The 23,980-nt window shown below is 65.1% G+C and carries 24 protein-coding genes; 11 read left to right on the forward strand and 13 right to left on the reverse strand.

Annotated elements, in window-relative coordinates; translation table 11 throughout:
- Positions 1–168: 168 nt before the first annotated feature.
- The 4 genes from AC1G9C_RS09600 to AC1G9C_RS09615 form a co-directional block, all read right to left on the reverse strand.
- A complete protein-coding gene (locus AC1G9C_RS09600; protein WP_397497330.1) occupies positions 169–876 on the reverse strand; it encodes a hypothetical protein in 708 nt (235 codons plus the stop codon).
- Between the two features lie 187 nt (positions 877–1,063).
- A complete protein-coding gene (locus AC1G9C_RS09605; RefSeq protein WP_397497329.1) occupies positions 1,064–2,404 on the reverse strand; it encodes a tyrosine-type recombinase/integrase in 1,341 nt (446 codons plus the stop codon).
- Positions 2,405–2,854: 450 nt separating this feature from the next.
- Entirely contained in the window at positions 2,855–3,142 is a 288-nt protein-coding gene (locus AC1G9C_RS09610) for a DUF3509 domain-containing protein (RefSeq protein WP_021443251.1), read from the reverse strand.
- Between the two features lie 54 nt (positions 3,143–3,196).
- Positions 3,197–3,418, reverse strand: coding sequence for a hypothetical protein (locus tag AC1G9C_RS09615; protein WP_021443250.1), 222 nt, complete (start codon positions 3,416–3,418; stop codon positions 3,197–3,199).
- Positions 3,419–3,873: 455 nt separating this feature from the next.
- Here AC1G9C_RS09615 and dnaX point away from each other — a divergent pair, with 455 nt between their 5' ends.
- From dnaX to AC1G9C_RS09640, 5 genes are all read left to right on the forward strand, one after another.
- The gene (gene dnaX / locus AC1G9C_RS09620) at positions 3,874–5,967 is read left to right on the forward strand and encodes a DNA polymerase III subunit gamma/tau (RefSeq protein ID WP_480410036.1); all 2,094 of its coding nucleotides are present in this window, start codon (positions 3,874–3,876) and stop codon (positions 5,965–5,967) included.
- Positions 5,968–5,991: 24 nt separating this feature from the next.
- Entirely contained in the window at positions 5,992–6,318 is a 327-nt protein-coding gene (locus AC1G9C_RS09625) for a YbaB/EbfC family nucleoid-associated protein (protein ID WP_003240957.1), read from the forward strand.
- 236 nt (positions 6,319–6,554) lie between these two features.
- Positions 6,555–7,154, forward strand: a complete 600-nt coding sequence (gene recR, locus AC1G9C_RS09630; protein ID WP_021442697.1) for a recombination mediator RecR — start codon at positions 6,555–6,557, stop codon at positions 7,152–7,154.
- Positions 7,155–7,181: 27 nt separating this feature from the next.
- Positions 7,182–7,766, forward strand: a complete 585-nt coding sequence (locus AC1G9C_RS09635; RefSeq protein WP_480410037.1) for an eCIS core domain-containing protein — start codon at positions 7,182–7,184, stop codon at positions 7,764–7,766.
- A 67-nt stretch (positions 7,767–7,833) separates the two neighbouring features.
- Positions 7,834–8,982, forward strand: a complete 1,149-nt coding sequence (locus tag AC1G9C_RS09640) for an acyl-CoA dehydrogenase family protein (RefSeq protein WP_122108359.1) — start codon at positions 7,834–7,836, stop codon at positions 8,980–8,982.
- A gap of 102 nt (positions 8,983–9,084) precedes the next feature.
- Here AC1G9C_RS09640 and AC1G9C_RS09645 read toward each other — a convergent pair whose 3' ends face one another.
- A complete protein-coding gene (locus AC1G9C_RS09645) occupies positions 9,085–10,032 on the reverse strand; it encodes an AraC family transcriptional regulator (protein ID WP_397497325.1) in 948 nt (315 codons plus the stop codon).
- Between the two features lie 358 nt (positions 10,033–10,390).
- Between AC1G9C_RS09645 and AC1G9C_RS09650 the strand changes: the two genes are divergently transcribed.
- The 6 genes from AC1G9C_RS09650 to AC1G9C_RS09675 all read left to right on the forward strand — a co-directional run bounded on the left by AC1G9C_RS09650 (position 10,391) and on the right by AC1G9C_RS09675 (position 15,577).
- Entirely contained in the window at positions 10,391–10,537 is a 147-nt protein-coding gene (locus AC1G9C_RS09650) for a hypothetical protein (RefSeq protein WP_178082549.1), read from the forward strand.
- 20 nt (positions 10,538–10,557) lie between these two features.
- A complete protein-coding gene (locus AC1G9C_RS09655) occupies positions 10,558–10,857 on the forward strand; it encodes an antibiotic biosynthesis monooxygenase (protein WP_480410038.1) in 300 nt (99 codons plus the stop codon).
- A 117-nt stretch (positions 10,858–10,974) separates the two neighbouring features.
- Positions 10,975–12,264, forward strand: coding sequence for an NAD(P)/FAD-dependent oxidoreductase (locus tag AC1G9C_RS09660; protein WP_122108357.1), 1,290 nt, complete (start codon positions 10,975–10,977; stop codon positions 12,262–12,264).
- A 13-nt stretch (positions 12,265–12,277) separates the two neighbouring features.
- Positions 12,278–12,835, forward strand: a complete 558-nt coding sequence (locus AC1G9C_RS09665; RefSeq protein WP_021442704.1) for a helix-turn-helix domain-containing protein — start codon at positions 12,278–12,280, stop codon at positions 12,833–12,835.
- Positions 12,836–12,859: 24 nt separating this feature from the next.
- Complete coding sequence (locus tag AC1G9C_RS09670; protein WP_480410039.1) at positions 12,860–14,200, forward strand: glutamine synthetase family protein; 1,341 nt, start codon at positions 12,860–12,862, stop codon at positions 14,198–14,200.
- A 9-nt stretch (positions 14,201–14,209) separates the two neighbouring features.
- Positions 14,210–15,577: an aspartate aminotransferase family protein gene (locus AC1G9C_RS09675; RefSeq protein WP_480410040.1), complete on the forward strand. Its 1,368-nt coding sequence runs from the start codon at positions 14,210–14,212 to the stop codon at positions 15,575–15,577.
- A 235-nt stretch (positions 15,578–15,812) separates the two neighbouring features.
- On the opposite strand, the gene AC1G9C_RS09680 is transcribed toward AC1G9C_RS09675, so the two are convergent.
- The 8 genes from AC1G9C_RS09680 to AC1G9C_RS09715 all read right to left on the reverse strand — a co-directional run bounded on the left by AC1G9C_RS09680 (position 15,813) and on the right by AC1G9C_RS09715 (position 23,978).
- The gene (locus AC1G9C_RS09680; protein WP_021445641.1) at positions 15,813–16,667 is read right to left on the reverse strand and encodes a helix-turn-helix transcriptional regulator; all 855 of its coding nucleotides are present in this window, start codon (positions 16,665–16,667) and stop codon (positions 15,813–15,815) included.
- Between the two features lie 13 nt (positions 16,668–16,680).
- Positions 16,681–17,085, reverse strand: a complete 405-nt coding sequence (locus AC1G9C_RS09685; RefSeq protein WP_480410041.1) for an NTP transferase domain-containing protein — start codon at positions 17,083–17,085, stop codon at positions 16,681–16,683.
- Positions 17,042–18,013, reverse strand: coding sequence for an XdhC family protein (locus tag AC1G9C_RS09690; protein ID WP_480410042.1), 972 nt, complete (start codon positions 18,011–18,013; stop codon positions 17,042–17,044). The genes AC1G9C_RS09685 and AC1G9C_RS09690 overlap by 44 nt, the downstream gene beginning before the upstream one ends.
- Before the next feature lie 323 nt (positions 18,014–18,336).
- The gene (locus AC1G9C_RS09695; protein ID WP_480410043.1) at positions 18,337–19,635 is read right to left on the reverse strand and encodes an OprD family porin; all 1,299 of its coding nucleotides are present in this window, start codon (positions 19,633–19,635) and stop codon (positions 18,337–18,339) included.
- Between the two features lie 148 nt (positions 19,636–19,783).
- A complete protein-coding gene (locus AC1G9C_RS09700; protein WP_480410044.1) occupies positions 19,784–21,025 on the reverse strand; it encodes a benzoate/H(+) symporter BenE family transporter in 1,242 nt (413 codons plus the stop codon).
- 83 nt (positions 21,026–21,108) lie between these two features.
- The gene (locus tag AC1G9C_RS09705) at positions 21,109–21,912 is read right to left on the reverse strand and encodes an enoyl-CoA hydratase/isomerase family protein (protein WP_480410045.1); all 804 of its coding nucleotides are present in this window, start codon (positions 21,910–21,912) and stop codon (positions 21,109–21,111) included.
- Positions 21,913–21,939: 27 nt separating this feature from the next.
- A complete protein-coding gene (locus AC1G9C_RS09710) occupies positions 21,940–23,472 on the reverse strand; it encodes an AMP-binding protein (protein WP_021445635.1) in 1,533 nt (510 codons plus the stop codon).
- Positions 23,472–23,978, reverse strand: a complete 507-nt coding sequence (locus AC1G9C_RS09715) for a (2Fe-2S)-binding protein (RefSeq protein WP_021445634.1) — start codon at positions 23,976–23,978, stop codon at positions 23,472–23,474. The genes AC1G9C_RS09710 and AC1G9C_RS09715 overlap by 1 nt, the downstream gene beginning before the upstream one ends.
- Positions 23,979–23,980: the final 2 nt, after the last annotated feature.

A 23,980-nucleotide genomic window follows, 5' to 3' on the forward strand; every position in this document is an offset into this window, starting at 1 on the left:
GAAGAGCAGTTACGTTCAGAGCTTTCGCTCTACCCGTGCGAGAGTTCTCTTCCCCGTGCATTGCACGTCGAGCTTCACTCTCTTATAATGAGGAATTTTGCAACCCCCTTGAATTTAGGGGGCTACAGTCCGATTTTTCCCTAGATTTTTTGATAAACCTACGAAAGCTTATGCTGCATTCCGTGCGGTGCAATCATGCCCCCTTGCTTGGCTGTCCTGTCGCATTGTATGGCGATACCAAGTATCAACTGCAGCATCCCGAAGTGGGTCTGAGCCACGGAACACTAACCACGGATTGAGTAGGAGCTTGACCTCGCCCTTTCGCATCGCACCACTGCGCGAGGTGAATACCTTGAGTAACCCTGCGTCCACAAGCTTGGCCAGTTTAGTAAGTAGGTTCGATTCGGCCACCCCAAGACGCTCCGACAGGTCTGCCTGCGGCATAACAATCACATTGCGATACAGTACAAGCTCGTGGAGTTGGAGCAGCAGAGCCAGCATCGGCTTGCTGATTTGAGAGTTTCCACCCTTTCGGAAGCGCATACCCAGCGCCATGTCCTGTGCAGCGTACAGCGCATGCGTGGTGTGGGTAGGGAGCTTGCGACGGTCAACGTGCTGTTTCAGGTAGTCCGCCCATTCATCGACGCTCAAGACTTCGTCAGGCGCCCTGTGAAAGCTTGGATGAAATGGCGTGAGGGGAGTCGGGCTCTGAATGTACTCACCGATGATCTCGCCAGTTTTGATGTCAACGATGAAGCCACCAACTACATCGGCTCGCTTCTCAATGATTGCAGCGTGGATGGCCGCAAGGCTGGGCCCAGTAATGTGGGGGGTGTTGCTGGGTGTATTGCATGAGGGGATAACGCGGTTTTCCATATGGTTCTCCTTCTTCAAGTTCAGGTCATAGGCAAGTCCTCTCGGTGATGCCGTGGTTCGGTTGGTAAATCGCAGGCAATAAAAAGCCCCCTTGCAAGGCACCGGATGGAATTTCACGGTGGTCGCGTGGAGGCTTTTCGTGCTGATCTTCTGTTCGTCGGAACAGGCGCCCACTATATCTAAATGCCTACCGTTTGTCAATAATGTCTTGCATTTTCTGAATTGCGTGATCTGAAGGTAGGCCCCGCATAGCCTGTGACATGGCAGTGAGTTGTAAGCGACTGCCGTAGACACCGAAAGTCACAGTGTTGTCTTCATGCCCAGCCATCCGCTTAATCAGCGAGTCCTGTACGCCAGCCTCTCGTAGGTCGTCGATGAAGGTGTGCCGGAAGCTATGGAAGGTCTTTCTGGGGTCATCGATGCCCAGCTTCGTCTTGTAGCGGCTGAACCACTTCGATGGGGCATGACCAAGCTTGTCGCGGGTCGCTTCCAGATCGGGGAAGAGGCGGTAGTGACCGGCAGCTCTAACGGTTTCTACGTGCTCCAGCAATCCAAGACTCAGTAGCTGATGGTGTATTGGCAGAATTCGGCGGCTGCTCTGGTTCTTGAGCTTCTGGCCTTTACGGCTGTCGTCGATTCGGATGCACGGGATGCCTTGGGTGGTGGTGATGTCATCGACGTGCAACTGACACAGCTCTTCCAGTCGAGCGCCAGTGAAGCGGGCGAGGAGGGGGAGCCAGTACCGCCACGGGTGCTTGCGGGCCTCGTTGCTCAGTGATTCTAGGTTGAGCAAGGCCTTTAGGTCGCAAGGGTCAAATGACAGGCGGGCGTCCTTTGCTGAGCCAGTCATGACTTTCATCCCTGTTAGGGGATTTTGTTCGATGTAGCCGTTTTTCTTGCACCAGTGGAAGAAGGACGTCAGCTTGCGAAGGCGATTGTTGATCGTGACAGCAGTGATGGTCTTGTAGTTCGTGGGCGAGTCGATCACCTGCCGCAGAGTCTTTCCTTTGAACTCCGGACGCTGGGCAAAGTACTGCGGGCAGCGAGCCAAACGCTCCTTCAGGGTGCGGGCCTGCTCCACATCAAAAGCTGAGACGGGCATGTCGCCCATCAGATCAAAGAAGTCCCGCAGGGCTCGCTCCACGTCCAGTGTGTTGACTGTTCGCCAGGCACCGCTCCGCTTCCCCTCATCTATGTACAGCTTCGACAGGCTACCCAAAGTAGTGCCTTCAGAGCAGGTGCTTTCCGTGCTGCTTCTACGGGCTCTGGCGGGTGTTTGGATGGCTGCCGGTATAGGGGCGCTGTCTCGCCATTCCGCACACAGGAAGCGCAGTCTACGGGGCTCTGTGAGCGGCTGGGCGACTATGTGCTGATGGACTCGTTCTGCGAGTGTGCTGGCGAGAAAGAGGGCAGTTCTGCGGTCCCGAATGCCCAGGCTCAAGCGCAATGTGTGACACCTCGGGTAGAGATGTTTCGGAAGCCGGAGATTCAGGTAATAGACGGCTCCGCGACGGGTGATGAAGGCCATGTTGTACACCTGTGTGGTACAGCTAAGTTGTACAGTGCTAGCCACACCCCAGATTTTTGGCCGTGCTTCAGGCGTGCTCGTTCGCCCGAAATGAACCTGAGTGTACCCCTATCAAACCCCGATCAGCCCAGACGCAGTGCGGCTTCCAGCAAACTGCGAGCATGCTTGCATGCCACCCTGGCCAAGGCCCGGAAGGGAGCAGCCGCAGCGGTGACATCGAGTGCCGGGGTGTGGCTGGTGGGGTCCACCTCCAGTTTCTCCGGCGTCCGCCGATTCTCCGCAATTCCTTCTCTTTATCAGCATCTGCCAGTGGCGGCGTTTTCCTGCGCCCAAGAAAAAGTTTCCGGGAGAAATTTTTAACGTCGCGTAGCGACGGCCCGTAGGGTGGCCGCCATGGATGGCAGGCCATAAAAAGCCCGCGACGGGCGCGGGCTTTGCGGTCTGCGAGGCTCAGGCCAGGCGATAGCTGAGCACGCTGTCCTGTTCCTTGAGAGTCTTGCGCAGGTCGGCGGGGATATTGCCGGCGCGCACCGCCAGTTCCAGGCGGATTTCCTCCAGGCCCTGGGCGAAGGCGTCGCGGTCTTCGAGCTGGGGTTTGCCGAGCACGCGGCTGTAGACCGTGCTGTCGCTCTCGTCGAGCAGGGCGAGGACGATGCTGCCATCCGGGCGCGGCGGGCTGAAACTGGCGCGCAGCGGGCTGAACAGACGCTCGACGAGTTGCTGGTTGGTGAGTTCCATGACCTTACTCCATCCTGAGGGTGACACTTTGTGACCCGCGGAACCTGGGTAAGTTCAGGCGGTCAGCGACTGTTTGGTGCGCTCGATCACGCGCTGCAGCGATTCACCGCTGTACTGACCGGGGTACAGCCGCTGGCTGTACTGGGCGATGCCGGCCTGGTTGACCAGGGTGAAGCTGAAGCTGCCCTTGCGAGTGGCCTGGATGCGGCAGTCGAAGGGCGCGAAGGCGCGGGTTAGGGTGCCAATGGCATCCTGAATCTGATGTTGAGTATTCATTTTTCTGGGTACTTCCTAAAAACAGCTGCGCGTCAGTGCGCGGAATATTGCTCCATGAGGTCGGCCTGCTACGGCCATTGGCATGAACCTGCTCGGAGCTTGATTAGCACGATAAAGTTCCGATGTTACGGTTCTTCAACGGGTCGGTACGTCGGAGGCAGGCAAAGCACTGCGCCAGGTGGCGAGTCGGCCTGATCAGTCAGCAGGTGGGATCGGGGAGGGCGGCAGCAGCGGCGTGCTACGCGTTGAACCGGGAAACCAGCGAGAGGGCGCGAGGCCCGAATGACTTACAGCGTGGTACGAACGCGGCGTATGGTAACGGCTTGGTCAAGAATTAGCCAGCGACATTTTTCCTCCGTACCGCGCGCCAGAGGGCGGGCGCGGGCGGCGGATGCAATTTGCCGGTCGCTCCGCTAGGATTAGCCCACTTTGCTTTCCTCATACGACGGTTTTCCATGAGTTATCAGGTTCTTGCACGTAAATGGCGTCCGCGCTCGTTCCGCGAAATGGTCGGCCAGACCCATGTGCTCAAGGCCCTGATCAACGCCCTGGACAGCCAGCGCCTGCACCACGCCTACCTGTTCACCGGCACCCGCGGGGTGGGCAAGACCACCATCGCGCGGATCATCGCCAAGTGCCTGAACTGCGAGACCGGCATCAGCTCGACGCCCTGCGGCACCTGCTCGGTGTGCCGGGAGATCGACGAGGGGCGCTTCGTCGACCTGATCGAAGTGGACGCCGCCAGCCGGACCAAGGTCGAGGACACCCGCGAACTGCTCGACAACGTGCAGTATTCGCCGAGCCGCGGGCGCTTCAAGGTCTACCTGATCGACGAAGTGCACATGCTCTCCACCAGCTCGTTCAACGCCCTGTTGAAGACCCTGGAGGAGCCGCCGCCCCACGTCAAATTCCTCCTCGCCACCACCGACCCGCAGAAGCTGCCGGTCACCGTGCTGTCGCGCTGCCTGCAGTTCTCGCTGAAGAACATGCCGCCGGAGCGGGTGGTCGAGCATCTGACTCACGTACTGACTGCCGAGAACGTGCCGTTCGAGGACGACGCGCTGTGGCTGCTCGGCCGCGCCGCCGACGGCTCGATGCGCGACGCCATGAGCCTGACCGACCAGGCCATCGCCTTCGGCGAGGGCAAGGTGCTGGCCGCCGACGTGCGCGCCATGCTCGGTACCCTGGATCACGGCCAGGTCTACGGCGTGCTGCATGCGCTGATCGAGGGCGATGCGCGGGGCGTGATCGAGGCGGTGCGTCACCTGGCCGAACAGGGCCCCGACTGGAACGGCGTGCTGGCCGAGATGCTCAACGTGTTGCACCGCGTGGCCATCGCCCAGGCCCTGCCGGAGGCAGTGGACAACGGCCAGGGCGACCGCGAGCGGGTGTTGCAGCTGGCCCAGGCGCTGCCCGCCGAAGACGTGCAGTTCTATTACCAGATGGGCCTGATCGGCCGTCGCGACCTGCCGTTGGCGCCGGATCCACGCGGCGGCTTCGAGATGGTGCTGTTGCGCATGCTGGCCTTCCGTCCGGCCGATGCCGACGACGCACCGAGGGTGACGCTAAAGCCCTTGGGGATCAGCCAGGCCACTGCTGATTCCCAACCAAGCCCAGTGGCCGGCCCCGCTATGGCGGCGCCGGCTGCCGTCATTGCCGCCGCGCCTGCCGCAGCCGTTGTCAGCGCGCCGGCGCCCATCGCGCCGGTACCGGTGATCGCGGCCCCGCCGGTAGCAGCGCCGCTGCCTGTTGCCGAGCCCGAGCCGATTCAGCCGCCTAGCCCAGCAATCGGCGCCACGCTGCCCGCCGAGCCCGAGCCCGAGCCCGAGCCAGCTGCCGCGGCAAGCGACCTGCCCTGGGAAGCGCCGGCGCTTGCTGCACCGGCCAGCGAACCTATGCCCTCTGCGCCCCTGGTCGAGCCAGTGGCGGCCGTCGTGGCCGCCGAAGCGCTGGTCGAGGCAGCGCCAGCGGCAACTCCGCCTGCCCCGGCCGAGCCGCCCGCGGCAGGCGCAGCGGAGGGCGACGAGGACGAGCCGCCGCTCGGCGATTACGACTATGTGGAGATGGACGCCGAGACGCTGGATTACGATTTCGGCCAGACCGAGGTCGCGGCGCCGGCCGCCGCCGAACCCCTGCCCGCAGCCAAGCCGGCTACCGGCCTGGCTGCCGAGTGGCTGGCACTGTTCCCGCAGCTCGGCCTGGGCGGCATGACCGGCAGCATCGCCGCCAACTGCACGCTGATCGAGGCCAACGGTGACGATTGGCTGCTGCACCTGGATCCGGCGCACAGCGCGCTGTTCAACCCGACCCAGCAGCGCCGCCTCAATGACGCGCTGAACCAGCAGCAGGGGCGCAGCATCAAATTGCGCATCGAGCTGCGCAAGCCCGAGCAGGAAACCCCGGCGCAGGCCGCCGCGCGTCGCCGCGCCGAGCGTCAGCGCAGCGCCGAGGCGTCGATCCAGGCCGACCCGCTGGTGCAACAGATGATCCAGCAGTTCGCCGCCAAGGTGCGCGACGGCAGCATCGAGCCCATCGATACCCCCAGTTAACCCCCGAACACCGAGGATACCGAGATGATGAAAGGTGGCATGGCCGGCCTGATGAAGCAGGCCCAGCAGATGCAGGAAAAGATGCAGAAGATGCAGGAAGAACTGGCCAACGCCGAAGTCACCGGCCAGTCCGGCGCCGGCCTGGTCAGCGTGGTGATGACCGGTCGCCACGACGTCAAGCGCATCACCCTGGACGACAGCCTGATGCAGGAAGACAAGGAAGTGCTCGAAGACCTGATCGCCGCCGCGGTCAACGACGCGGTGCGCAAGGTCGAGCAGAACAGCCAGGAGAAGATGGCCGGCATGACCGCAGGCATGCAGCTGCCCCCCGGCTTCAAAATGCCTTTCTGAGCATGTGGCGCCCAGCCGGCACGCATTACTGCGTTGCGAAAGGCCCCGAGCATCCTCATTTACAGACGTAAACTCCGGTGCTCGGGGCCTTTCGCGCCTTGTACTGCATACCGTCTGATCGCCCCCGTGGCGGCGGTTGGATCAAATGCGCCAAGTGTGTAGCCCGGATGCAATCCGGGAATGCCCAGTGACATCTTTCCCGGATTGCATCCGGGCTACGAACCTGTAGGAACCCCATGAGCTTCAGCCCCCTGATCCGTCAACTGATCGACTCCCTGCGCATCCTCCCCGGGGTGGGACAGAAGACCGCCCAGCGCATGGCCCTGCAGCTGCTCGAACGCGACCGCAGCGGCGGCCTGCGCCTGGCTCAGGCGCTGAATGCGGCGATGGAAGGGGTCGGCCACTGCAAGCGCTGCCGCAGCCTGAGCGAGGACGAGCTGTGCCAGCTGTGCCTCGACGAGCGCCGCGACGACAGCCTGCTGTGCGTGGTGGAAGGGCCGATGGACGTGCATGCGGTGGAGCACACCGGCTATCGCGGCCGCTACTTCGTGCTCAAGGGCCATCTGTCGCCGCTCGACGGTTTGGGCCCGGAGGCCATCGGCATCCCCGAACTGCTCGAGCGAATCGCCGCCGGCAGCTTCAGCGAAGTGATCCTGGCCACCAACCCGACGGTGGAAGGCGAGGCCACGGCGCACTACATCGCCCAGTTGCTGGCCGGCAAGGGTCTGGTCGCCTCGCGCATCGCCCACGGCATGCCGCTGGGCGGCGAGCTGGAACTGGTCGATGGTGGCACCCTGGCTCACGCGCTGGCCGGACGCCGGCCGATCAGCCTCTGATCAGCCGTAGTCTCTGGCGTCTCTGCCATGCCCACGATCGCCACCGCCCTGCGCCGCGCCGCCCTGCTGCTGGTGCTCGGGGCACCGCTTGCCGCACAGGCCCAATGTCCGAGCGGGCAGGTGCAGGTCTGCCTGGGTGGCTCCTGCCTGTGCGTGCCCGATCCGGTTCGGCTGCGTGAGGACGGCCTGAACCTGGCGGCGACACGACTCGAGGCCTGGCTGCTGCAATCGCGTCAGGCGGCGCTGCGGGCCGGCACCGAGCCGCTACCGCTGATGATCCGCGCGCAGCTCGCACCTTTCTACGACGCCGCGTTGCTGGACGAGGTGCGCTTTCGCGTGGGCATCACCGAGGAGATGGACGCCGCCACCCTGATGTTGCAGAACCCGGACGTGCAGGCGGTGACCCTGGTCGATGTGGTGGTGTTTCGCAGCGACCAGGCCGCCGAGCACGACGTGGCGCTCTGGGCCCATGAGCTGTGGCATGTGCAGCAGTATCGCGATTGGGGCAGCGATGGCTTCGCCCAGCGTTACACCCGCGATTTCCAGTCCGTGGAGGGGCCGGCCTACGAGATGCAGGCGCGGGTCAGAAGGGCCTTGCGCGAGCAGAAATAAAACGCTCGCTTGAAAACCAAGCAAGCGCTAGGTTAGGGTGGCCGAAGCAATAACGGGAGAACCCCGCATGGCCGCCCCGCAGTCGTACTTCGATGATTCCCACCAACTGATCCGCGATTCGGTGCGGCGCTTCGTCGAACGCGAGATCCTGCCGCATATCGATGACTGGGAGGAGGCCGAGGAGTTTCCCCGTGAGCTGTACCTCAAGGCCGGCGCGGCGGGCATTCTCGGTATCGGCTACCCGGAGCAGTATGGCGGCAGCCACGAGGGCGATGTGTTCGCCAAGGTGGCGGCCAGCGAGGAGCTGATGCGCTGCGGCTCCGGCGGTCTGGTGGCCGGGCTCGGCTCGCTGGATATCGGCCTGCCGCCGGTGCTCAAGTGGGCCAGGCCGGCGTTGCGCGAGCGGGTGGTGCCGCAGGTGCTGGCCGGCGAGAAGATCATGGCGCTGGCGGTGACCGAGCCGTCCGGCGGCTCCGACGTGGCCAACCTCAAGACCCGCGCGGTGCGCGACGGCGATTGCTACCGGGTGAGCGGAAGCAAGACCTTCATCACCAGCGGCGTGCGCGCCGACTACTACACGGTGGCGGTGCGTACCGGCGGCGAGGGTTTCGGCGGCGTCAGCCTGCTGCTGATCGAGCAGGGCACGCCGGGTTTTTCCGTCGGGCGCAAGCTGAAGAAGATGGGCTGGTGGGCCTCGGACACCGCCGAGCTGTTCTTCGACGACTGCCGGGTGCCGGCGGAGAACCTGATCGGCGCGGAGAACGCCGGGTTCGCCTGCATCATGGCCAACTTTCAGAGCGAGCGTCTGAGTCTGGCGATCATGGCCAACATGACCGCGCAGCTGGCGCTGGAGGAATCGCTGCGCTGGGCGCGCGAGCGCCAGGCGTTCGGCAAGCCGCTGGGCAAGTTCCAGGTGCTCAAGCACCGCCTGGCCGAGATGGCCACCCAGCTGGAGGTGTCGCGCGAGTTCACCTACCGCCAGGCGGCGCAGATGGCCGCGGGCCGCAGCGTGATCAAGGAAATCTCCATGGCCAAGAACTTCGCCACCGATATTGCCGACCGCCTCACCTACGATGCGGTGCAGATCCTCGGGGGCATGGGCTACATGCGTGAGAGCCTGGTGGAGCGGCTGTACCGCGACAACCGCATCCTCTCCATCGGCGGTGGCACGCGCGAGATCATGAACGAGATCATCGCCAAGCAGATGGGGCTGTAGAACCTGCCGTGGGAGGGGCTTTAGCCGCGATCATCCTTTAAGAAAGGGCGGAAAAGCTCGCCGCTGAAGCGCCTCCCACGGGGGCATGGTCCTGCGCGGTTATCAGGACACCGCCTGGCTCTGCGCCGCCTGGCGCAGGCGGGCGATGTCGCGCTGCGGCGGCGAGCCGAACAGGCGGCTGTATTCGCGGCTGAACTGCGACGGGCTCTCGTAGCCGACGCGGTAGCTGGCCGCCGCCGCCTCCAGGTTGTCGCACAGCATCAGTCGGCGCGCCTCCTGCAGGCGCAGCTGCTTCTGGTACTGCAGCGGGCTGAAGGCGGTGACCGCCTTGAAGCGGTGATGCAGGGTCGATGGGCTGAGGTTGACCTCGCGCGCCAGCTCCTCGATGCGCAGCGGCTGATCGAAGTTCTTGCGCAACCATTCGATGGCGCGCGAGATGCGCTGGCTCTGGCTGTCGGCGATGACCACCTCGTGCAGGCGATGGCCCTGCGGGCTGAGCAGCATGCGGTAGAAGATCTCGCGCAGCGCCAGCGGCGCCAGCATGGCGATGTCGCGCGGGGTTTCCAGCAGGCGCAGCAGGCGGATCACCGCGTCCAGCAGGCGCGGGTCGAGGCGATCGAGAAACAGTGCGCGTTGCGAGGCGGCATCGGGGGGCGCGATAGGCGGCATCTCGGTGAGCAGGCTGCTGATCAGCGCCGGATCGATTTCCAACGCCAGGCTCAGGTAGGGCCGCTGCGGGCTGGCCTCGATCACCCGACCGGTCACCGGCAGCACCACCGAGGCCACCAGGTAGTTCAGCGGATCGTAGACATAGAGCTCGTCTCCCAGACGGATCTCCTTGCTGCCCTGCGCGATGATGCACAGGCAGGGGTCGTACACCGTCTGCATCGGCAGGCTGGGCGTGGTGGCCCGCGCCAGTTTCAGGCCGGGAATGGCGGTGACATGCACCCCGTCTTCGGGCACGAAGCGTTCGACCAGGCGCGCCAGTTCATGGCTGAGTTCGGCCAGCGGGGTCTCGAGCGCGCTGGTGCTGTGCGTGGGTGACTGCATGGCAAATCTCCTGAGGAAGCGTGAAGCCTAGCCAGGTTTTTCAGGCAAGTCATGAGGGGTGGCAGGATTAGGCAAATATTCGCCAGGAATGGGCAAATCGCCGATGAAACAAGGTGTTTCATCCATGGCGTTAACCCCTGTCGATTTATCTTCGGTCAAATTGTCTTGGCAGTTTTAGGCAAGAATTGGCCAGTAATCGACTAACGCTCGCACGCCGGCCGACCTAATCTCTGCAGGCATCGCCGATTGCCCTGCCATCAGCGCCGACAGAGGCAAGCCACTGCGCCAATTCAGCGGCAGTCGCGCTATCGCCCGCTGATCGGTGATTGGGCCCCATTCGCCACAAGGAGGACAGGCCATGTCCAGCAAATGGCTGCTCGCGCCCCTGACCCTGCTGCTACTCGCCACCGCCTGGCTCGATTCGCGGGCCGGCGACTGCGCGCCGTTCGGCGAGCCCGACGCCGCGCCCCACGTGCTGCAGCGCAACGCCGCGGGCCTGTACTGAATGCATTCCAGGAGGTTGTCATGTGCATCGTTCACCGTATGACCTTGCGCGCCCGCCAGCGCCGTTCGGCGCAACTGGGCCAATGCCTGGCCCGGCTCGATGGCGTCGGCATCGATGGATCGGGCTGCCTGGAGCTGCGGATTTTCCCGCTGGCCGGCGATGCCCTGGGCTGGCAGGTGGAGGGGCGCTGGCGTTCGGTCGCGGCGCGGGACGCCTTTCTCGCCGGCGAAATCTTGCGCGGCGTGCTGGCCGAGGCCATCGGCGAAGACCTGATCGCCAGCCTCGAATGCGCGCTGGAGCCACTGCAACAGGTGGCCTGAGGCGTCGGCCGTGTCCGCGGCGTGTTGGGCGAGGGCGGCAGAGGCACGGCTTGCCTTTGTGAATTTATCGGCGTAGATTTTCATGAAATTACAAATTGATAATTTCATGAGGCGCCCATGTTCCGCCACGCCAGCCAGCACGTCGACAGCTATTACGCCCACAGTTGCGCCGATCGCCTGAGCGAGCATGCGCCGCTGCAGGGCGAGCAGCGCTGCGAGGTGCTGGTGATCGGCGGCGGTTTCAGCGGCCTGCACACGGCGCTGCGCCTGGCCGAAGCAGGTAAGCGGGTGATCCTGCTGGAGGCCAGCCGGGTGGCCTGGGCCGCGTCCGGGCGTAACGGCGGCCAGGCGATTCTCGGCTGGTCCTGCGATATGCCGCCACTGGAACGAGCCCTCGGTCTCGAACGCGCCCGCCGTCTGTGGGACGGCATGGCCTGGGCCGCCGGCGAGCTGCGCGAGCTGCCGCAGCGCCACGGCTTCGACTGCGACTACCGCCGCGGCCACCTGTGGACCGCGGTGCTGCCGCGGCGGGTGGCGCTGCTGCACGAATGGCAGGAGGAGGCCGCGCGCAAGTGGGGCCATCGCACGCTGCAGTTCGTCTCCCGCGAGCAGATGCCGGAGTGGGTCGCCAGCGAGCGCTACCAGGCCGGGCTCTTCGATCCCGAGGCCGGTCACCTCAATCCGCTCAAACTGGCCCTGGGCCTGGCCGAAGCCTTCGTCCGCGCCGGTGGGCGGCTCCATGAGCAGAGCCGTGCGCTGAGCCAGCAGGCGCATGCCGGGGGCTACCTCGTGCGCACCGCGCAGGGCAGTGTGCAGGCCGAGCAACTGGTGCTGGCCTGCAACAGTTATATCGACAGCCTGGAGCCGCGCCTGGCCCGGCGCATCTTGCCGGTGGGCACCTACCAGATCGCCACCGCGCCGCTCGGCGCCGAACGCGCCGCGGCGCTGCTGCCGCGCAACGCCTGCGTCACCGACAACCAGTTCGTGCTCGATTATTTCCGCCGCACTCCCGACCACCGCCTGCTGTTCGGCGGCGGCTGCACCTACCTGGGCGGCCTGCCGCAGGACATGGCGGCGGCCACCCGGCCGTTCCTCGAACGGGTGTTCCCGCAGCTGGCCGGCGTGGCCATCGACTTCGCCTGGGGCGGGCATATCGACGTGACCCGCGCGCGCACCCCGGATATCGGCGGCGAGAACGGCCGCTACTGGCTGCAGGGCTACTCCGGCCACGGCGTGTTGCCGACCCTGGCGGCGGCGCGGGCGGTGAGCGACGCCATCCTCGGCCAGCCCGACGAGCTGGCGCTGTACCAGCAGCTGCGCAATCCGGCGTTTCCCTTCGGCGAGCGCCTGGCCGCGCCGCTGGAGGCCATCGGCAAGGCCTGGTATCGACTGCGTGACTATTTCTGATTACGAGGCGGCGATGGACAAGCACGAAGAAATGGCCGCCCTGGCCATCCTCATCCACGACCTGCGCAAGCACAAGAAGGTCACCCTGAACGAGCTGGCCGAACGTATCGGCCGTTCGGTGGGCTTCCTCTCCCAGGTCGAGCGCGGCCTGTCGCGGCCGACCGTGGCGGACCTGACCGCCATCAGCGAGGCGCTCGACGTGCCCACCACCTATTTCTACAACCTGCCCAGGCCCAAGGCGCTGGACTGGGTGACCCGCCCGGACGAGCGGCGCACCCTGTATTTCGCCGGCGGCATCACCGACATCATGGCCTCGCCGACCCTGCAGGGCGCCTTCACCCTGCTCGAAAGCCTGCTCGAACCCGGCGCCAGCAGCGGCGAGCGGCAGATGAGCGACCGCTCGGAGCAGGGCGGTTACGTGCTCGAAGGCCAGCTGACGCTGTGGCTGGGCGAGGACGAAAGTGGCGCCACCCTGCATGCCGGCGACGCCTTCCAGGTGCCGAGCTATGCGCGCCTGCGCTACGCCAACCTGGGCGACACCCCGACGCGGGTGCTGTGGATTTACACCTGATTCTGCGACGTGGACACAACAACAATGACTACCGATGCACTGCTCGATGAAGTTCGCCAGTTCCGCCAGGCCCACCCCGAGGTGCGCTTCGTCGACCTGATCTGCCTGGACATCCCCGGGCATTTCTACGGCAAGCGCTACCCCATCGAGATGCTGGAGAAGGTCGCCGCCGGCAGCGCCCTCAAGCTGCCGCAGAACTGCGTGCTGCTCGGCGCCCAGGGCGGGCTCTACGAGATTGGCGACTACTGCTTCCACGACGGCGACCCGGACGCGCCGCGGCGGTTGATCCCCGGCACGCTCAAGCCGGTGAACTGGGAGCGCCAGCCGCTGGGGCAGATGCTGATCAGCTCCGACGGCACCGAAGCGCCCATCGAGTTCGAACCGCGCGAGGTGCTGGCGCGGGTGGTGCAGCGTCTGGCCGCACGCGGCATTCGCCCGGTGGTGGCCTTCGAGCTGGAGTTCTACCTGTTCGACAAGGCGCTCAAGGATGGCCTGCCGCAGTTCCCCCGCGACGACCTGAGCGGCGATGCCGACGATCAGCCGAACATGCATATCGAGCGACTCTCGCGTTTCGCAGGCGTGCTCGGCGACATCACCGAGACCGCGCGCCTGCAGGGCATCGACGCCACGGTGATCACCGCCGAGCTGGGCCCGGGGCAGTTCGAGATCAACTTCGGCCACAACGCCGACCCGCTGCAGGCCGCCGACTGGTCGGCGCTGTTCTGCCGGCTGACCCGCGGCGTGGCGCTGAAATACGGCCATCGCGCCAGTTTCATGGCCAAGCCCTACCTGCAGCATCCGGGCAGCGGCATGCACGTGCACGTCAGCCTGTACGACGAGGCCGGCGACAACCTGCTGGCGCGCGACGCGCAGCGCCCGTTGCGCCATGCCGTGGCCGGCTGCTTGCAGCTGCTGCCGCAGCTGATGCCGATCTACGCGCCGAACCACAACAGCTACCGCCGCTTCGGCGCCATGGTCAATTCGGCCAGCCGCGCCAGCTGGGGCTTCGAGGATCGCGACGCCTGCGTGCGCATCCCCGAGTCGGATGCGCGCAACCTGCGCCTGGAGTTCCGTCTGCCCGGCGCCGATGCCAACCCCTATCTGGTGCTGGCGGCGCTCCTGACCAGCATCGAGCAGGGCCTGGACGCGCAGGCCGAGCCCATCGCCCCGCTCAACGACGACCGCGCCAGCGGCGTGGACTTTCCCAAGGACATGCTCGAAGCGGTGCGCCGCATGCAGGCCAGCGAGCGGGTCGCCGCCGGCCTCGGCAGCGAGTTCGTCATGGTCTATTGCGAGAACAAACGCCAGGATCACCTGGCCTTTATGCACGACATCAACCCGCGCGAATATCGCTGGTATCTGTAAGGAGGCGCCATGCACAACCCGAAAACCGCCCAGTGGCAGGCCATGAGCCGCGCCCATCACCTGGCGCCGTTCAGCGACTACAAACAGCTGGCCGAGAAGGGCCCGCGCATCATCACCGAGGCCAAGGGCGTGTACCTGTGGGACAGCGAGGGTCACAAGATCCTCGACGGCATGGCCGGGCTCTGGTGCGTGGCCGTCGGCTACGGTCGCGAGGAGCTGGTCGAGGCCGCGGCGACGCAGATGCGCCAGCTGCCGTTCTACAACACCTTCTTCCAGACCGCCCACCCGCCGGTGCTGGAGCTGGCCCAGGCCATCGCCGAACTGGCCCCCGAAGGCATGAACCACGTGTTCTTCACCGGTTCCGGCTCGGAAGGCAACGACACCATGCTGCGCCTGGTGCGCCACTACTGGGCGTGCCAGGGCAAGCCGGCCAAGAAGATCATCATCGCCCGCGAGAACGGCTACCACGGCTCCACCGTGGCCGGCGCCAGCCTCGGCGGGATGAAGGGCATGCACGAGCAGGGCGACCTGCCGATCCCCGGCATCGCCCATATCCCGCAGCCTTACTGGTTCGGCGAGGGTGGCGACAAGAGCCCGGACGAGTTCGGCCTGTGGGCCGCCGACCAGCTGGAGGCGAAGATTCTCGAGCTGGGCGTGGAGAATGTCGCGGCCTTTATCGCCGAGCCGATCCAGGGCGCCGGCGGCGTGATCATCCCGCCCGAGAGCTACTGGCCGCGGATCAAGGAAATCCTGGCCAAGTACGACATTTTGTTCGTCGCCGACGAGGTGATCTGCGGCTTCGGCCGTACCGGTCAGTGGTTCGGCAGCGACTACTACGGCCTCAAGCCCGATCTGATGACCATCGCCAAGGGCCTGACCTCGGGCTACGTGCCCATGGGCGGGCTGATCGTCAGCGACCAGGTGTTCGCGGCGATCGAGGCGCACGGCGACTTCAACCACGGCTTCACCTACTCCGGTCACCCGGTGGCGGCGGCGGTGGGCCTGGCCAACCTGCGCCTGCTCAAGGAAGAAGGCATAGTCGAGCGGGTCAGGACGGAAACGGCGCCTTATTTGCAGCAGCGCCTGCGCGAGCTGGCCGAGCATCCGCTGGTGGGCGAGGTGCGCGGCGTCGGCATGCTCGGCGCCATCGAGCTGGTGCGGGACAAGGCGACGCGCACGCGCTTCTCCGGCGAGGTGGGCGTGGGCATGGTCTGCCGCGGACACTGCTTTACTAATGGTCTGATCATGCGCGCCGTGGGCGACACCATGATCATCGCACCGCCGCTGGTGATCAGCCGTGCGGAGATCGACGAGCTGGTGGAAAAAGCACGCAAGTGCCTGGACCTGACCTGGGAACAGGTTCGTAGCTCTGTGTGAGCAGCCGCGAAGAACGATGAGCAAAACCAAACCCCGCCACCGGTAACGGTGGCGGGGTTAGTTTTTTCAGCCGCTGGCTCGAGGCTGCTCTTCGGCGCTCGGGCGACCCGATCCAGCGCGGTGCGCACCGCCGTAACCCCGGGTCAACGCTGGCCGGCCACGACCGGCAGCAGCCACTCGCTTCAATGCAAGAACCCTGTGCACTGGGCTCCGGCAACCGCCAAGGATCCATGGCTCAGGAATGCGGGTAACTGTCCACCACCCGCTGGTACTGGCTCGGCGAGGCGCCGATATGGTGCTTGAAGAAGCGCGTGAAATGCCCCTGCTCGGAGAACCCCAAGGATTCGGAAAGCAAGCCCAGGGTGCCACTGCGTTCGCTGTCGAGCCAGGAAAAGGCACGCCGCATCCTCGCCGCATTGAGCAGCAGGTTGGGGGTCATGCCGGTGTCCTTGCGAAACAGGGAATAGAAGTGCGCGCGCGACAGACCACAGCTTTTGGCCGCATTGTCGATTGGCGCCGGGTCATCCAGGTGATTGAGCAAATAGTCGGTACCTTTGCGCACCCGCGCGTCGCGGTAGTCATTGACGGTACGAACGCCCATCCGACAGAGGTGCCGCCACTGCGAGGAGTCTTCGATCAGCTGGATGAGGAAGTCGAACAGGTAAAACTCGATACGCTCCTGTGGAACCAGGCCAGGGCTGTGCATTTCAGCAATCAAGCGATCCGCCAGATTGCGGTTTTGCGTGCTCAGTTCCATGGAGGATTGCGCAAAAAAGTCTGGCCGACTGCTCAAGGCGAGCGACTGTTGCGCGGTGGCCAGCCAGGCCGGCTCGATGTACAGAGCCAGAATCAAGGTATTGCCGGCACCTGCCTGATAATCGAAATAATGCGGTTCCCAGGCGTTGACCAGGACCGCATTGCGGTCGGTCAGCGGCACCTGACGGCCGCGGACGTTGAAGAAGGTGTCGTCTCCCGCCACTTTCACCAGCACATGGCATTCCGAATGGGTATGCATGACCAAGGGTTTGTTCATGTTCAACAAGGCAACGCGGCCGAAATTGCCATGAAATACGCGTTGAGCGTCCGACATAAGCTGTTCTCCCTCATCCGCTGGATGAGCGTTGTCCGCAGCGCTTGGTTCTCTCTGCGCCGTCTTGGAAGATTTCCCTCGGGGCGGTTAGCCGAAGGTCGGCAGGCGTATCGATATCCAGGTGGATACCTGGACCCTCCACGGCGGGCGCCGCGTGCTCACGGAGGAGTTCAGGGGCACCGCTATCGCCATCGAGTCCCGGCAGCGCTGGCCAGAAATCTTGGCCAAACCACACCGGATGTCCTGAGTAGCCTCGATAGCGCGGCTGCGCAATATTTGATCGATTCGCCTTGGCGCACAAGTATCCATGAGTCGTAGAGCCGATCCGGGGCATATCGCCGCGCAATACCGCCAGCACCAGGGCCGCGACCTGCTCACAAGGCATGACGCGCCTTGCCATGGTATACGCGCAGGACATCGGCCATGACCGCCAGGGCTATTTCCGCCGGCGCCTTGCTGCCCAGATCCAGACCAATGGGCATGTGCAGGCGCGCGATCTGCTCGTCGGACAGGCCGCCAACGCGCTTGAGCCGTTCGGCGCGCTTGGCCGAGGTGGCCTGCGAGCCCATGGCGCCAATGTAGAACGCCGGGGTGCGCACCGCCTCCATCAGGGCCAGGTCGTCGATACGCGGATCGTGGGTCAACGCCACCACTGCGGTGGCGGCGTGGCAGCCGCCAGCAGCGATAAACAGCGAGGGCAGCACGCGCTGCATCTGCACGCCGTCGAGCACGATGTGCTCGACCTCCTCACGGGGGTCGCAGGCGATCACCTCGCAGCCGATGGCGCGGGCAAAAGCGGCGCAGGCTTCGGCCACCGGGGAGAGCCCGGCGAGAATCAGGCGCAGCACCGGGCCGACATGAATGCGCACCGTTTCATCGACGATGTGCACCCGTTCGCTACCCTGAACGGCGTCCGGATCCAGGCGCAGCGCACCACTGCCAAGGTCGACATGACGCACCAGGCGATGCTGACCGAGCAACGCCGCCTGCAGGGCTTGCAGGTGCTCGATCCACTCGCCGCTGGGCGCGCGGTGTTCCACCAGCACCACCAGCACCCCACCGCAGGGCAAGCGCAGGCGCCGACTCTCCTCGGCGCTGTCGCCGTAGCGGACAATCTGCGCCGGCTCGCGCAGCTCGCCACGCGCCAGGCTGGCGAGGAATTCCTCCTCGACACAGCCGCCGGAGAGTGAACCGACATGCTCGCCGGCACCGCTGGCCACCAGCATCGCCCCCGGCGCACGCGGCGCCGAGCCATAGGTCGAGAGAACCGTACAGAACCACAGCGCACGACCGGCAAGGGCCCAGTCGAGCGCCTGGCTGACAACCTGTAGATCGAGATGGCGCATGCTTCCAGTACCTCGTAGAGCCGCTATCACCCGTGCCTTAACAGGGGAGGCAGCAGACGCGAAGTTGCCCGTTTCGCCCCTGTCCAGACATGCACGGGGGCGGGAAATCCCCGGTGACGCCTGCGTTTTGTCGTTGCAGCGTTTTATCAGCCGTCCGCCGGATGGTCAGGTTACGGCACGCAATGGCGCACGCCTTGCCAACCCGATGGAATATTGGTCTTTACGTCTGCCGATTTGCCTTTTCGTCTAAATAAGGGCTGATGGGCGAATAAAAAAGGCCCGCGAGAGCGGGCCAAGCCATCACCCGGGATACCGGGAAGGGCTCAAAACAAAGTCAGGCTGTAGCTGAGGATCAGCCGGTTCTCGTCGATGTCGCTGCGGTAGTTGGAGCGCGCGGTGACGTTGCGCACGCGCACGCCGAGGCCCTTGAGCGCGCCGCTCTGCACCACGTAGCCGATGTCCAGGTCACGCTCCCAGTCCTTGCCCTCGTAGCGCGCACCGCCGCGGTTGGTGGCCTGGGCATCGACGTTGTCGCCGCGGATGTAGCGCACCCCGGCCACCAGGCCCGGCACGCCCATGGCGGCGAAGTCGTAGTCGTAGCGCAGCTGCCAGGAGCGCTCGTCGGCCGAGGCGAACTCGAAGGTCGGCACCTCGTTGCCCAGCGGCGCGATGTTGGCGAATACCCGAGGAAAGGCGCTGTCGCCGAACATCGCCTGATAGCCGAGATAGAAGGTATGGCCGCCGTGCTTGGCCGACAGCAGGGAGAACAGCGCCTGGTTGTCGATGTCGCCGAGCAAGCGGTCGCCGTCCTCACTGGCGTCGTAGAAACCGAGGTTGGCACCCAGGGTCCAGGCGCCCAGCGGCTCGCTGTGCTTGAGGCCGATGAAGCGCTGGTTGTAGATATCCTCCAACTCGCCGTACCAGGCGCTGGCGGTGGTGCGGCTGGCGTTGAAGGCGTAGTCAGCGCCGGCATAGTTGAAGGCGTCGCTGCGGGCGGCGCGCTGCGGCAGGTGGCCGAGGGTGGCCAGCATCTGGTCGTCGCCGGCCTCGTTGCGCAGGCTGGTGGAGTTGAGGTGGCCGGCCTGCAGGGTCAGCCCGGCCAGCTCGTTGGAGACGACGCTGACACCCTGGTAGCTCGGCGGCAGCAGGCGTATGTCGCTGAAGGCCAGCACCGGCAGGTTGGGCTGCAGCTCGCCGACCTTCAGCTCGGTCGCCGACAGCTTGACCTTCAAGGCGGCGCCCAGGCGGCTGTAATCATCGGCCGCCTTGCCGCTCTCGCGGGTCGGCAACAGGCCGGTGTTCACCCGATCCGGGCTGCTGTCGAGCTTGAGGCCGAGCAGGCCGATGGCATCCACGCCGAAACCGACGGTGCCCGGGGTGTAGCCGGACTTGAAGTTGAGGATAAAGCCCTGCGCCCACTCCTCGGCCTTGGACTGCTGGTTCGGCCCGACTATGTCGGAGAAGTCGCGACTGAAGTAGTAATTGCGTGCTTGCAGGGTTGCCGTGGCGTCCTTGAAAAAATCGCTGTCGGCCGCCAAAGCCTGGAACGGCAACCCCAGCAGCAAACCGGTGTAGACCAGGCAACGGGTGGCTTTGCATAGGCGAGTTAAGGTAAAGGTCATAGTTATACGCTCTCTTTCTTATTCGATTTTTAGGCAAAAGAGCTCCCACGGGCCTCGTGCAGGTCCATGTGTGGCAGTGGGAACTCTTGAGGGGTACAGCGTTTAAGACGTGCGCGCTGTGTCGTTACTGGGCGAGGGCCAGGCCACTCTAGGCGGTCCGCTCACGGCGCAACTCGCCGAGCACCCAGGACACCGCCACGCCGATCACCAGCGCCCAGAACGGCGCGCTGATACCGAACAGGCTGAACTTGCTCATGGCCACCACCAGGGCGACGAATGCACCGATCTGGCAGCCGGTTTCTTTGTGGAAGGCCTGCTGCAACGAGCTGAGCAACACGCCGATCATCGCCAGGCCGGCGACCACCAGGATCAACTCACGCGGCAAGGCGAGGATGAAGGGCACGGCGACACCGGCGAATACGCCGAACAGGGCGAACAGCACGCCATTGACCAGGGTCGCCCCGTAGCGTTGACGCGGATCGTCGCCGGCCTGCTCGGAACTGCAGATCGCCGTCATCGGCCCGGCGATATTGGCGTTGTGCCCGCCCAACAGCCCGGCCAGCATGCCGCCCACGCCGCTCACCACGGTCATCTCATTGACCGGCGGCTTGTAGCCCTCGACCATCAGCACGCCGGTGGCCTGGGCATTCTCGGCACCGATCACCAGCGCCGCCAGCGGCACCGATATGGCGAAGAAGGTCGCCAGGGTGAACATGGGCGTGGTGAACGTCGGCATGACGAAGGCGATATCCACATCCGCCGGTTTCAGCAGGCCCAGGGCCAAGGCCGCGGCGAAGCCCACCACCCCGGCAGCCAGCACCGGCGGCACCGCCTTGACGAAGCGCATGACCAGGAAGAAGGTCAGCGCCGCCAGACCGGCCATCAGCGGTACGCTGCCGACCGCCTCTACCGCGCCGACGCCGAAGCGGATCATCGCCCCGGCGATCATCGCCATGACGATGGGCATCGGCAGCCAGCGCATCAACTTGCCGATCAGCCCGCTCAAGCCGAGCAGCAGGACCAGCGCACCGCTCATGATGAAGGCGCCGACCGCCTGGCGAAAATCCAGACCGCCGAGTGCCGCGATCATGATCGCCGCGCCAGGAATCGAGTAAGCGCCGCAGATCGGCTGGCGGTAGCGCAGCGCCATGCCGATGCTGATCAGTCCGCCGAGCACGTAGATGGCGAATAGCCAGGCAACCGTCTGGCCATTGCTCAAATGGCCGGCTTCGGCGGCGCTGATGACGATCAGCGCCGGCCCGGAACAGCCGAACAGCGCGGCTACGACCCCGGCGCTGACCGACTTGAGGGTGAATGCCTCTCGCAGTGAATAACCTGCTGAGACGTCGGAGGGTGATGCAAAAACCGTGTTCGCTTTATTGCCAGGCATGACCCGTTCTCCGCGATTGTTGTTGTACTGCGGTATGGCCGTTGTCTGCCGGGGCCTGCCGCAGGCAAGCCCCGGCGGGAAGATCACTCGCCGCGGAATACCGCCGGGCGCTTGCTGTGGAACGCCTCGACGCCTTCCTTGAAGTCATGCGAGCTGCGCAGGCGGCTGTAGCAATGGCCTTCCATCTCGATGGCCACGCTCAGCGGCGCGTCTTCGTTGTCGTTGATCAAGCGCTTGGCCGTGCGCTGGGCCAGCGGCGAGAAGCGCCGCAGTTCTTCGACCAGCGCGTCTACCGTGCTGTCCAGCTCGGCGTCCGCGACGCACTCGGTGGCGATGCCCCAGTCATAGGCCTGTTCGCCGCTGATGCGCTTGGCGCGCATGACCATGTGCTTGGTGCGGGCCACGCCGATGATCTTCTGCAGGCGCGCCGAACCGCCGGAGCCGGGGATCTGCCCGAGATTCTGCTCGGGCAATGCATAGCGAGTGGTCTCCGAGGCGATGCGGAAATCGCAGGCCAGCGACAGCTCGAAACCGACGCCGAAGGTATAGCCACGGTTGGCGGCGATCACCGGCTTCTCGCAGCGCACCGGCGCGGCGACGTTCCAGGCCAGCTTGGAGACGTGCTCCGGCGAGGCCTCGAGGAAGCCCTTGATGTCGCCGCCGCTGGAGAAGTGCTCGCCCACCGCGCGCAGCACGATGACGCGCACCTGCGGATGTGCGTCAAGCGCTTCGAAGACCTGGCGCAACTGGTCGCGCTGGGCCATGGAAATGACGTTCAGCGGCGGGCGGTTGAGGATGATGTCGGCGCGCTCACGGGCCGCATCGACCTCGACCTGGAAGCCGTCGAACGGGGTTTCGAGAAATTGCTGGATGGCTTGCAGTTGCATGATGGATGTCCTCGGGATAGTGAGCAGTCAGCCTTTTTGGGCCTGTTCCTGGTGCTGGGCCAGCAAGACGCGGCGCAGCACCTTGCCAACGGGGGATTTGGGAATTTCGTCGATGAACTGGTAACGCCGCGGCCGCTTGAACTTGGCCAGGCCGGAACTGATGCAGTGGGCATCCAGTTCGCTTTCGCTGACCTCGGCACGCCGCTTGATGAAGGCGGCGATGATCTTGCCCCACTGCTCGTCCGGCAGACCGACCACCACCACTTCCTCGACGGCGGGGTGCAGTGAGAGCACGTTCTCGATCTCCACCGGGCTGACGTTCTCGCCGCCGGTGATGATCAGGTCGTCCACCCGCCCGGTGACAAACAGGTCGCCGTCCTCATCGAAATAGCCGGTGTCGCCGGTGAAGTACCAGCCGTCGCGCAGCGCCTTGGCCGTGGCTTCGGGGCGGTTCAGGTAGCCTTCGAACGCCTCGTCGCTGGCCAGGTCGGCGACGATCTGGCCTTCTTCCATGGGCTTGCTTTGCACCTGTGCCGATTCGGCGTCGATCGGCACCACCCGCACCCGCTGGTTCAGCGCGCTGCGCCCCGAGGAGCCAGGCTTGCGGCTGGCCTGCTGGTCGATGGTGAAGGTATAGATCTCCGAGCTGCCGTAGTGGTTGACGAACAACTGCGGCTGGAACGCCTGCTCGACACGGCGCATCAGCCCGTCGCTCATGGGCGCGCCGGCGAAGCCGATTTTCTCCACGCTGGCGACCCGTTCGCGGGTGAAGGCCGGGTGCTCGATGAGCATGTGATAGAGGGTCGGCACCAGGTACAGGTTGCTGACCTGTTCCCGCTCGATGGCCTCCAGGGTGGCCTCGACGTCGAACTTCGGCACGCAGACGAAATGCCCGTCGATCAGCGCCATGGCCAGCAGCGAGCGCACGCCCATGGTGTGGTACAGCGGCATCACGCCGAGGGTGCATTCACCGTGGCGATAGAGGTTCTGCGCCACATGGGCGACCGCCGCGGCGCGTTCCGCGCTATGCCGGCGCGGCACGCCCTTGGGCTTGCTGGTGGTGCCGGAGGTATAGAGCAGCAGGGAGAAATCCTCGGGCGTGGCGCGCAGGATGGTCGTCGTTGGCGCCTCTGCGCAGAGTTCGGCGAAGCTCAGGTCGGCGTCCGCGGCGCGCTCACCCGCGGCGATCCGCGGCAGACCGTTCGCCGCCGCGCAGGCAGCGACCGCAGCCACGGTGGCGTCGTCGTAGGCCAATGCGCGGACCTGCGCATCCTCGATGCAGTAGGCCAACTCCTCGGCAGTCGAGCGCCAGTTCAGCGGGGTCATGACGATGCCGGCGAACTGGCAGGCCCAGTGCAGGGTCGCCATCTGCCAGCGGTTCTGCATGGCCACCAGCAGGCGATCACCTCTGCCCAGTCCGAGTGACGCGAGGCCGTGGGCGGCACACTGGATATCGGCTAACCACTGTTCGTAGGTTTTTTTCACTGTGCCGTCGCTGACCGCAGTGGCCAGCGGGCGGCGTTCCACGGCAGCGAGGAAGCTGCGTCCGAGATCGAACATTATTGTTTTACCTCTTCGTTCGTTTGGCGTTGGGCAGCCACTTCCAGCACCGCCTGGACGATGCCGGTGTAACCAGTGCAGCGGCACAGGTGCCCGGAAAGCATGTCGCGCACTTCGGCCTCGCTCGGGTCGGGCTGCCGCTCGAGGAAATCCACGCAGGACATGAGGATGCCCGCAGTGCAGAAACCGCACTGCAGGGCGTGATGACGGCGGAACGCCTGTTGCAGGTCGCTCAGCGTGTCGTCGTCGGCCAGCGCTTCGACTGTCTCGATGCGCCGTTCGTGGGCCTGCACGGCGAGCATCAGGCAGGAGCGCACGGCGACGCCGTCCACCAGCACCGTGCAGGCGCCGCAGACGCCGTGCTCGCAGCCGACATGAACGCCGGTGGCACCGAGGTCGTGGCGCAGGAAATCGCACAGCTGGGTACGCGGCTCGGCCAGGCCTTCGCGCGAGCGGCCATTGAGCTCGAGACGGACGGGAAAACGTTGTTCGGCGGTTGCGCGCATAT

The sequence above is a fragment of the Pseudomonas sp. ABa2 genome (assembly GCF_056676075.1).

Excerpts from the sequence above, each read along its gene's own strand:
- AC1G9C_RS09600 (WP_397497330.1), bottom strand. The coding sequence starts at position 876 with ATGGAAAACCGCGTTATCCCCTCATGCAATACACCCAGCAACACCCCC.
- AC1G9C_RS09685 (WP_480410041.1), bottom strand. The coding sequence starts at position 17,085 with ATGTCCTGCGCGTATACCATGGCAAGGCGCGTCATGCCTTGTGAGCAG.
- AC1G9C_RS09680 (WP_021445641.1), bottom strand. The coding sequence starts at position 16,667 with ATGTCGGACGCTCAACGCGTATTTCATGGCAATTTCGGCCGCGTTGCC.
- AC1G9C_RS09665 (WP_021442704.1), top strand. The coding sequence starts at position 12,278 with ATGGACAAGCACGAAGAAATGGCCGCCCTGGCCATCCTCATCCACGAC.
- AC1G9C_RS09700 (WP_480410044.1), bottom strand. The coding sequence starts at position 21,025 with ATGCCTGGCAATAAAGCGAACACGGTTTTTGCATCACCCTCCGACGTC.
- AC1G9C_RS09710 (WP_021445635.1), bottom strand. The coding sequence starts at position 23,472 with ATGTTCGATCTCGGACGCAGCTTCCTCGCTGCCGTGGAACGCCGCCCG.
- AC1G9C_RS09610 (WP_021443251.1), bottom strand. The coding sequence starts at position 3,142 with ATGGAACTCACCAACCAGCAACTCGTCGAGCGTCTGTTCAGCCCGCTG.
- AC1G9C_RS09615 (WP_021443250.1), bottom strand. The coding sequence starts at position 3,418 with ATGAATACTCAACATCAGATTCAGGATGCCATTGGCACCCTAACCCGC.
- AC1G9C_RS09625 (WP_003240957.1), top strand. The coding sequence starts at position 5,992 with ATGATGAAAGGTGGCATGGCCGGCCTGATGAAGCAGGCCCAGCAGATG.
- AC1G9C_RS09695 (WP_480410043.1), bottom strand. The coding sequence starts at position 19,635 with ATGACCTTTACCTTAACTCGCCTATGCAAAGCCACCCGTTGCCTGGTC.
- AC1G9C_RS09655 (WP_480410038.1), top strand. The coding sequence starts at position 10,558 with ATGTGCATCGTTCACCGTATGACCTTGCGCGCCCGCCAGCGCCGTTCG.
- AC1G9C_RS09635 (WP_480410037.1), top strand. The coding sequence starts at position 7,182 with ATGCCCACGATCGCCACCGCCCTGCGCCGCGCCGCCCTGCTGCTGGTG.
- AC1G9C_RS09640 (WP_122108359.1), top strand. The coding sequence starts at position 7,834 with ATGGCCGCCCCGCAGTCGTACTTCGATGATTCCCACCAACTGATCCGC.
- AC1G9C_RS09690 (WP_480410042.1), bottom strand. The coding sequence starts at position 18,013 with ATGCGCCATCTCGATCTACAGGTTGTCAGCCAGGCGCTCGACTGGGCC.
- AC1G9C_RS09660 (WP_122108357.1), top strand. The coding sequence starts at position 10,975 with ATGTTCCGCCACGCCAGCCAGCACGTCGACAGCTATTACGCCCACAGT.
- AC1G9C_RS09705 (WP_480410045.1), bottom strand. The coding sequence starts at position 21,912 with ATGCAACTGCAAGCCATCCAGCAATTTCTCGAAACCCCGTTCGACGGC.
- AC1G9C_RS09645 (WP_397497325.1), bottom strand. The coding sequence starts at position 10,032 with ATGCAGTCACCCACGCACAGCACCAGCGCGCTCGAGACCCCGCTGGCC.
- dnaX (WP_480410036.1), top strand. The coding sequence starts at position 3,874 with ATGAGTTATCAGGTTCTTGCACGTAAATGGCGTCCGCGCTCGTTCCGC.
- AC1G9C_RS09675 (WP_480410040.1), top strand. The coding sequence starts at position 14,210 with ATGCACAACCCGAAAACCGCCCAGTGGCAGGCCATGAGCCGCGCCCAT.
- AC1G9C_RS09670 (WP_480410039.1), top strand. The coding sequence starts at position 12,860 with ATGACTACCGATGCACTGCTCGATGAAGTTCGCCAGTTCCGCCAGGCC.
- recR (WP_021442697.1), top strand. The coding sequence starts at position 6,555 with ATGAGCTTCAGCCCCCTGATCCGTCAACTGATCGACTCCCTGCGCATC.
- AC1G9C_RS09715 (WP_021445634.1), bottom strand. The coding sequence starts at position 23,978 with ATGCGCGCAACCGCCGAACAACGTTTTCCCGTCCGTCTCGAGCTCAAT.
- AC1G9C_RS09605 (WP_397497329.1), bottom strand. The coding sequence starts at position 2,404 with ATGGCCTTCATCACCCGTCGCGGAGCCGTCTATTACCTGAATCTCCGG.
- AC1G9C_RS09650 (WP_178082549.1), top strand. The coding sequence starts at position 10,391 with ATGTCCAGCAAATGGCTGCTCGCGCCCCTGACCCTGCTGCTACTCGCC.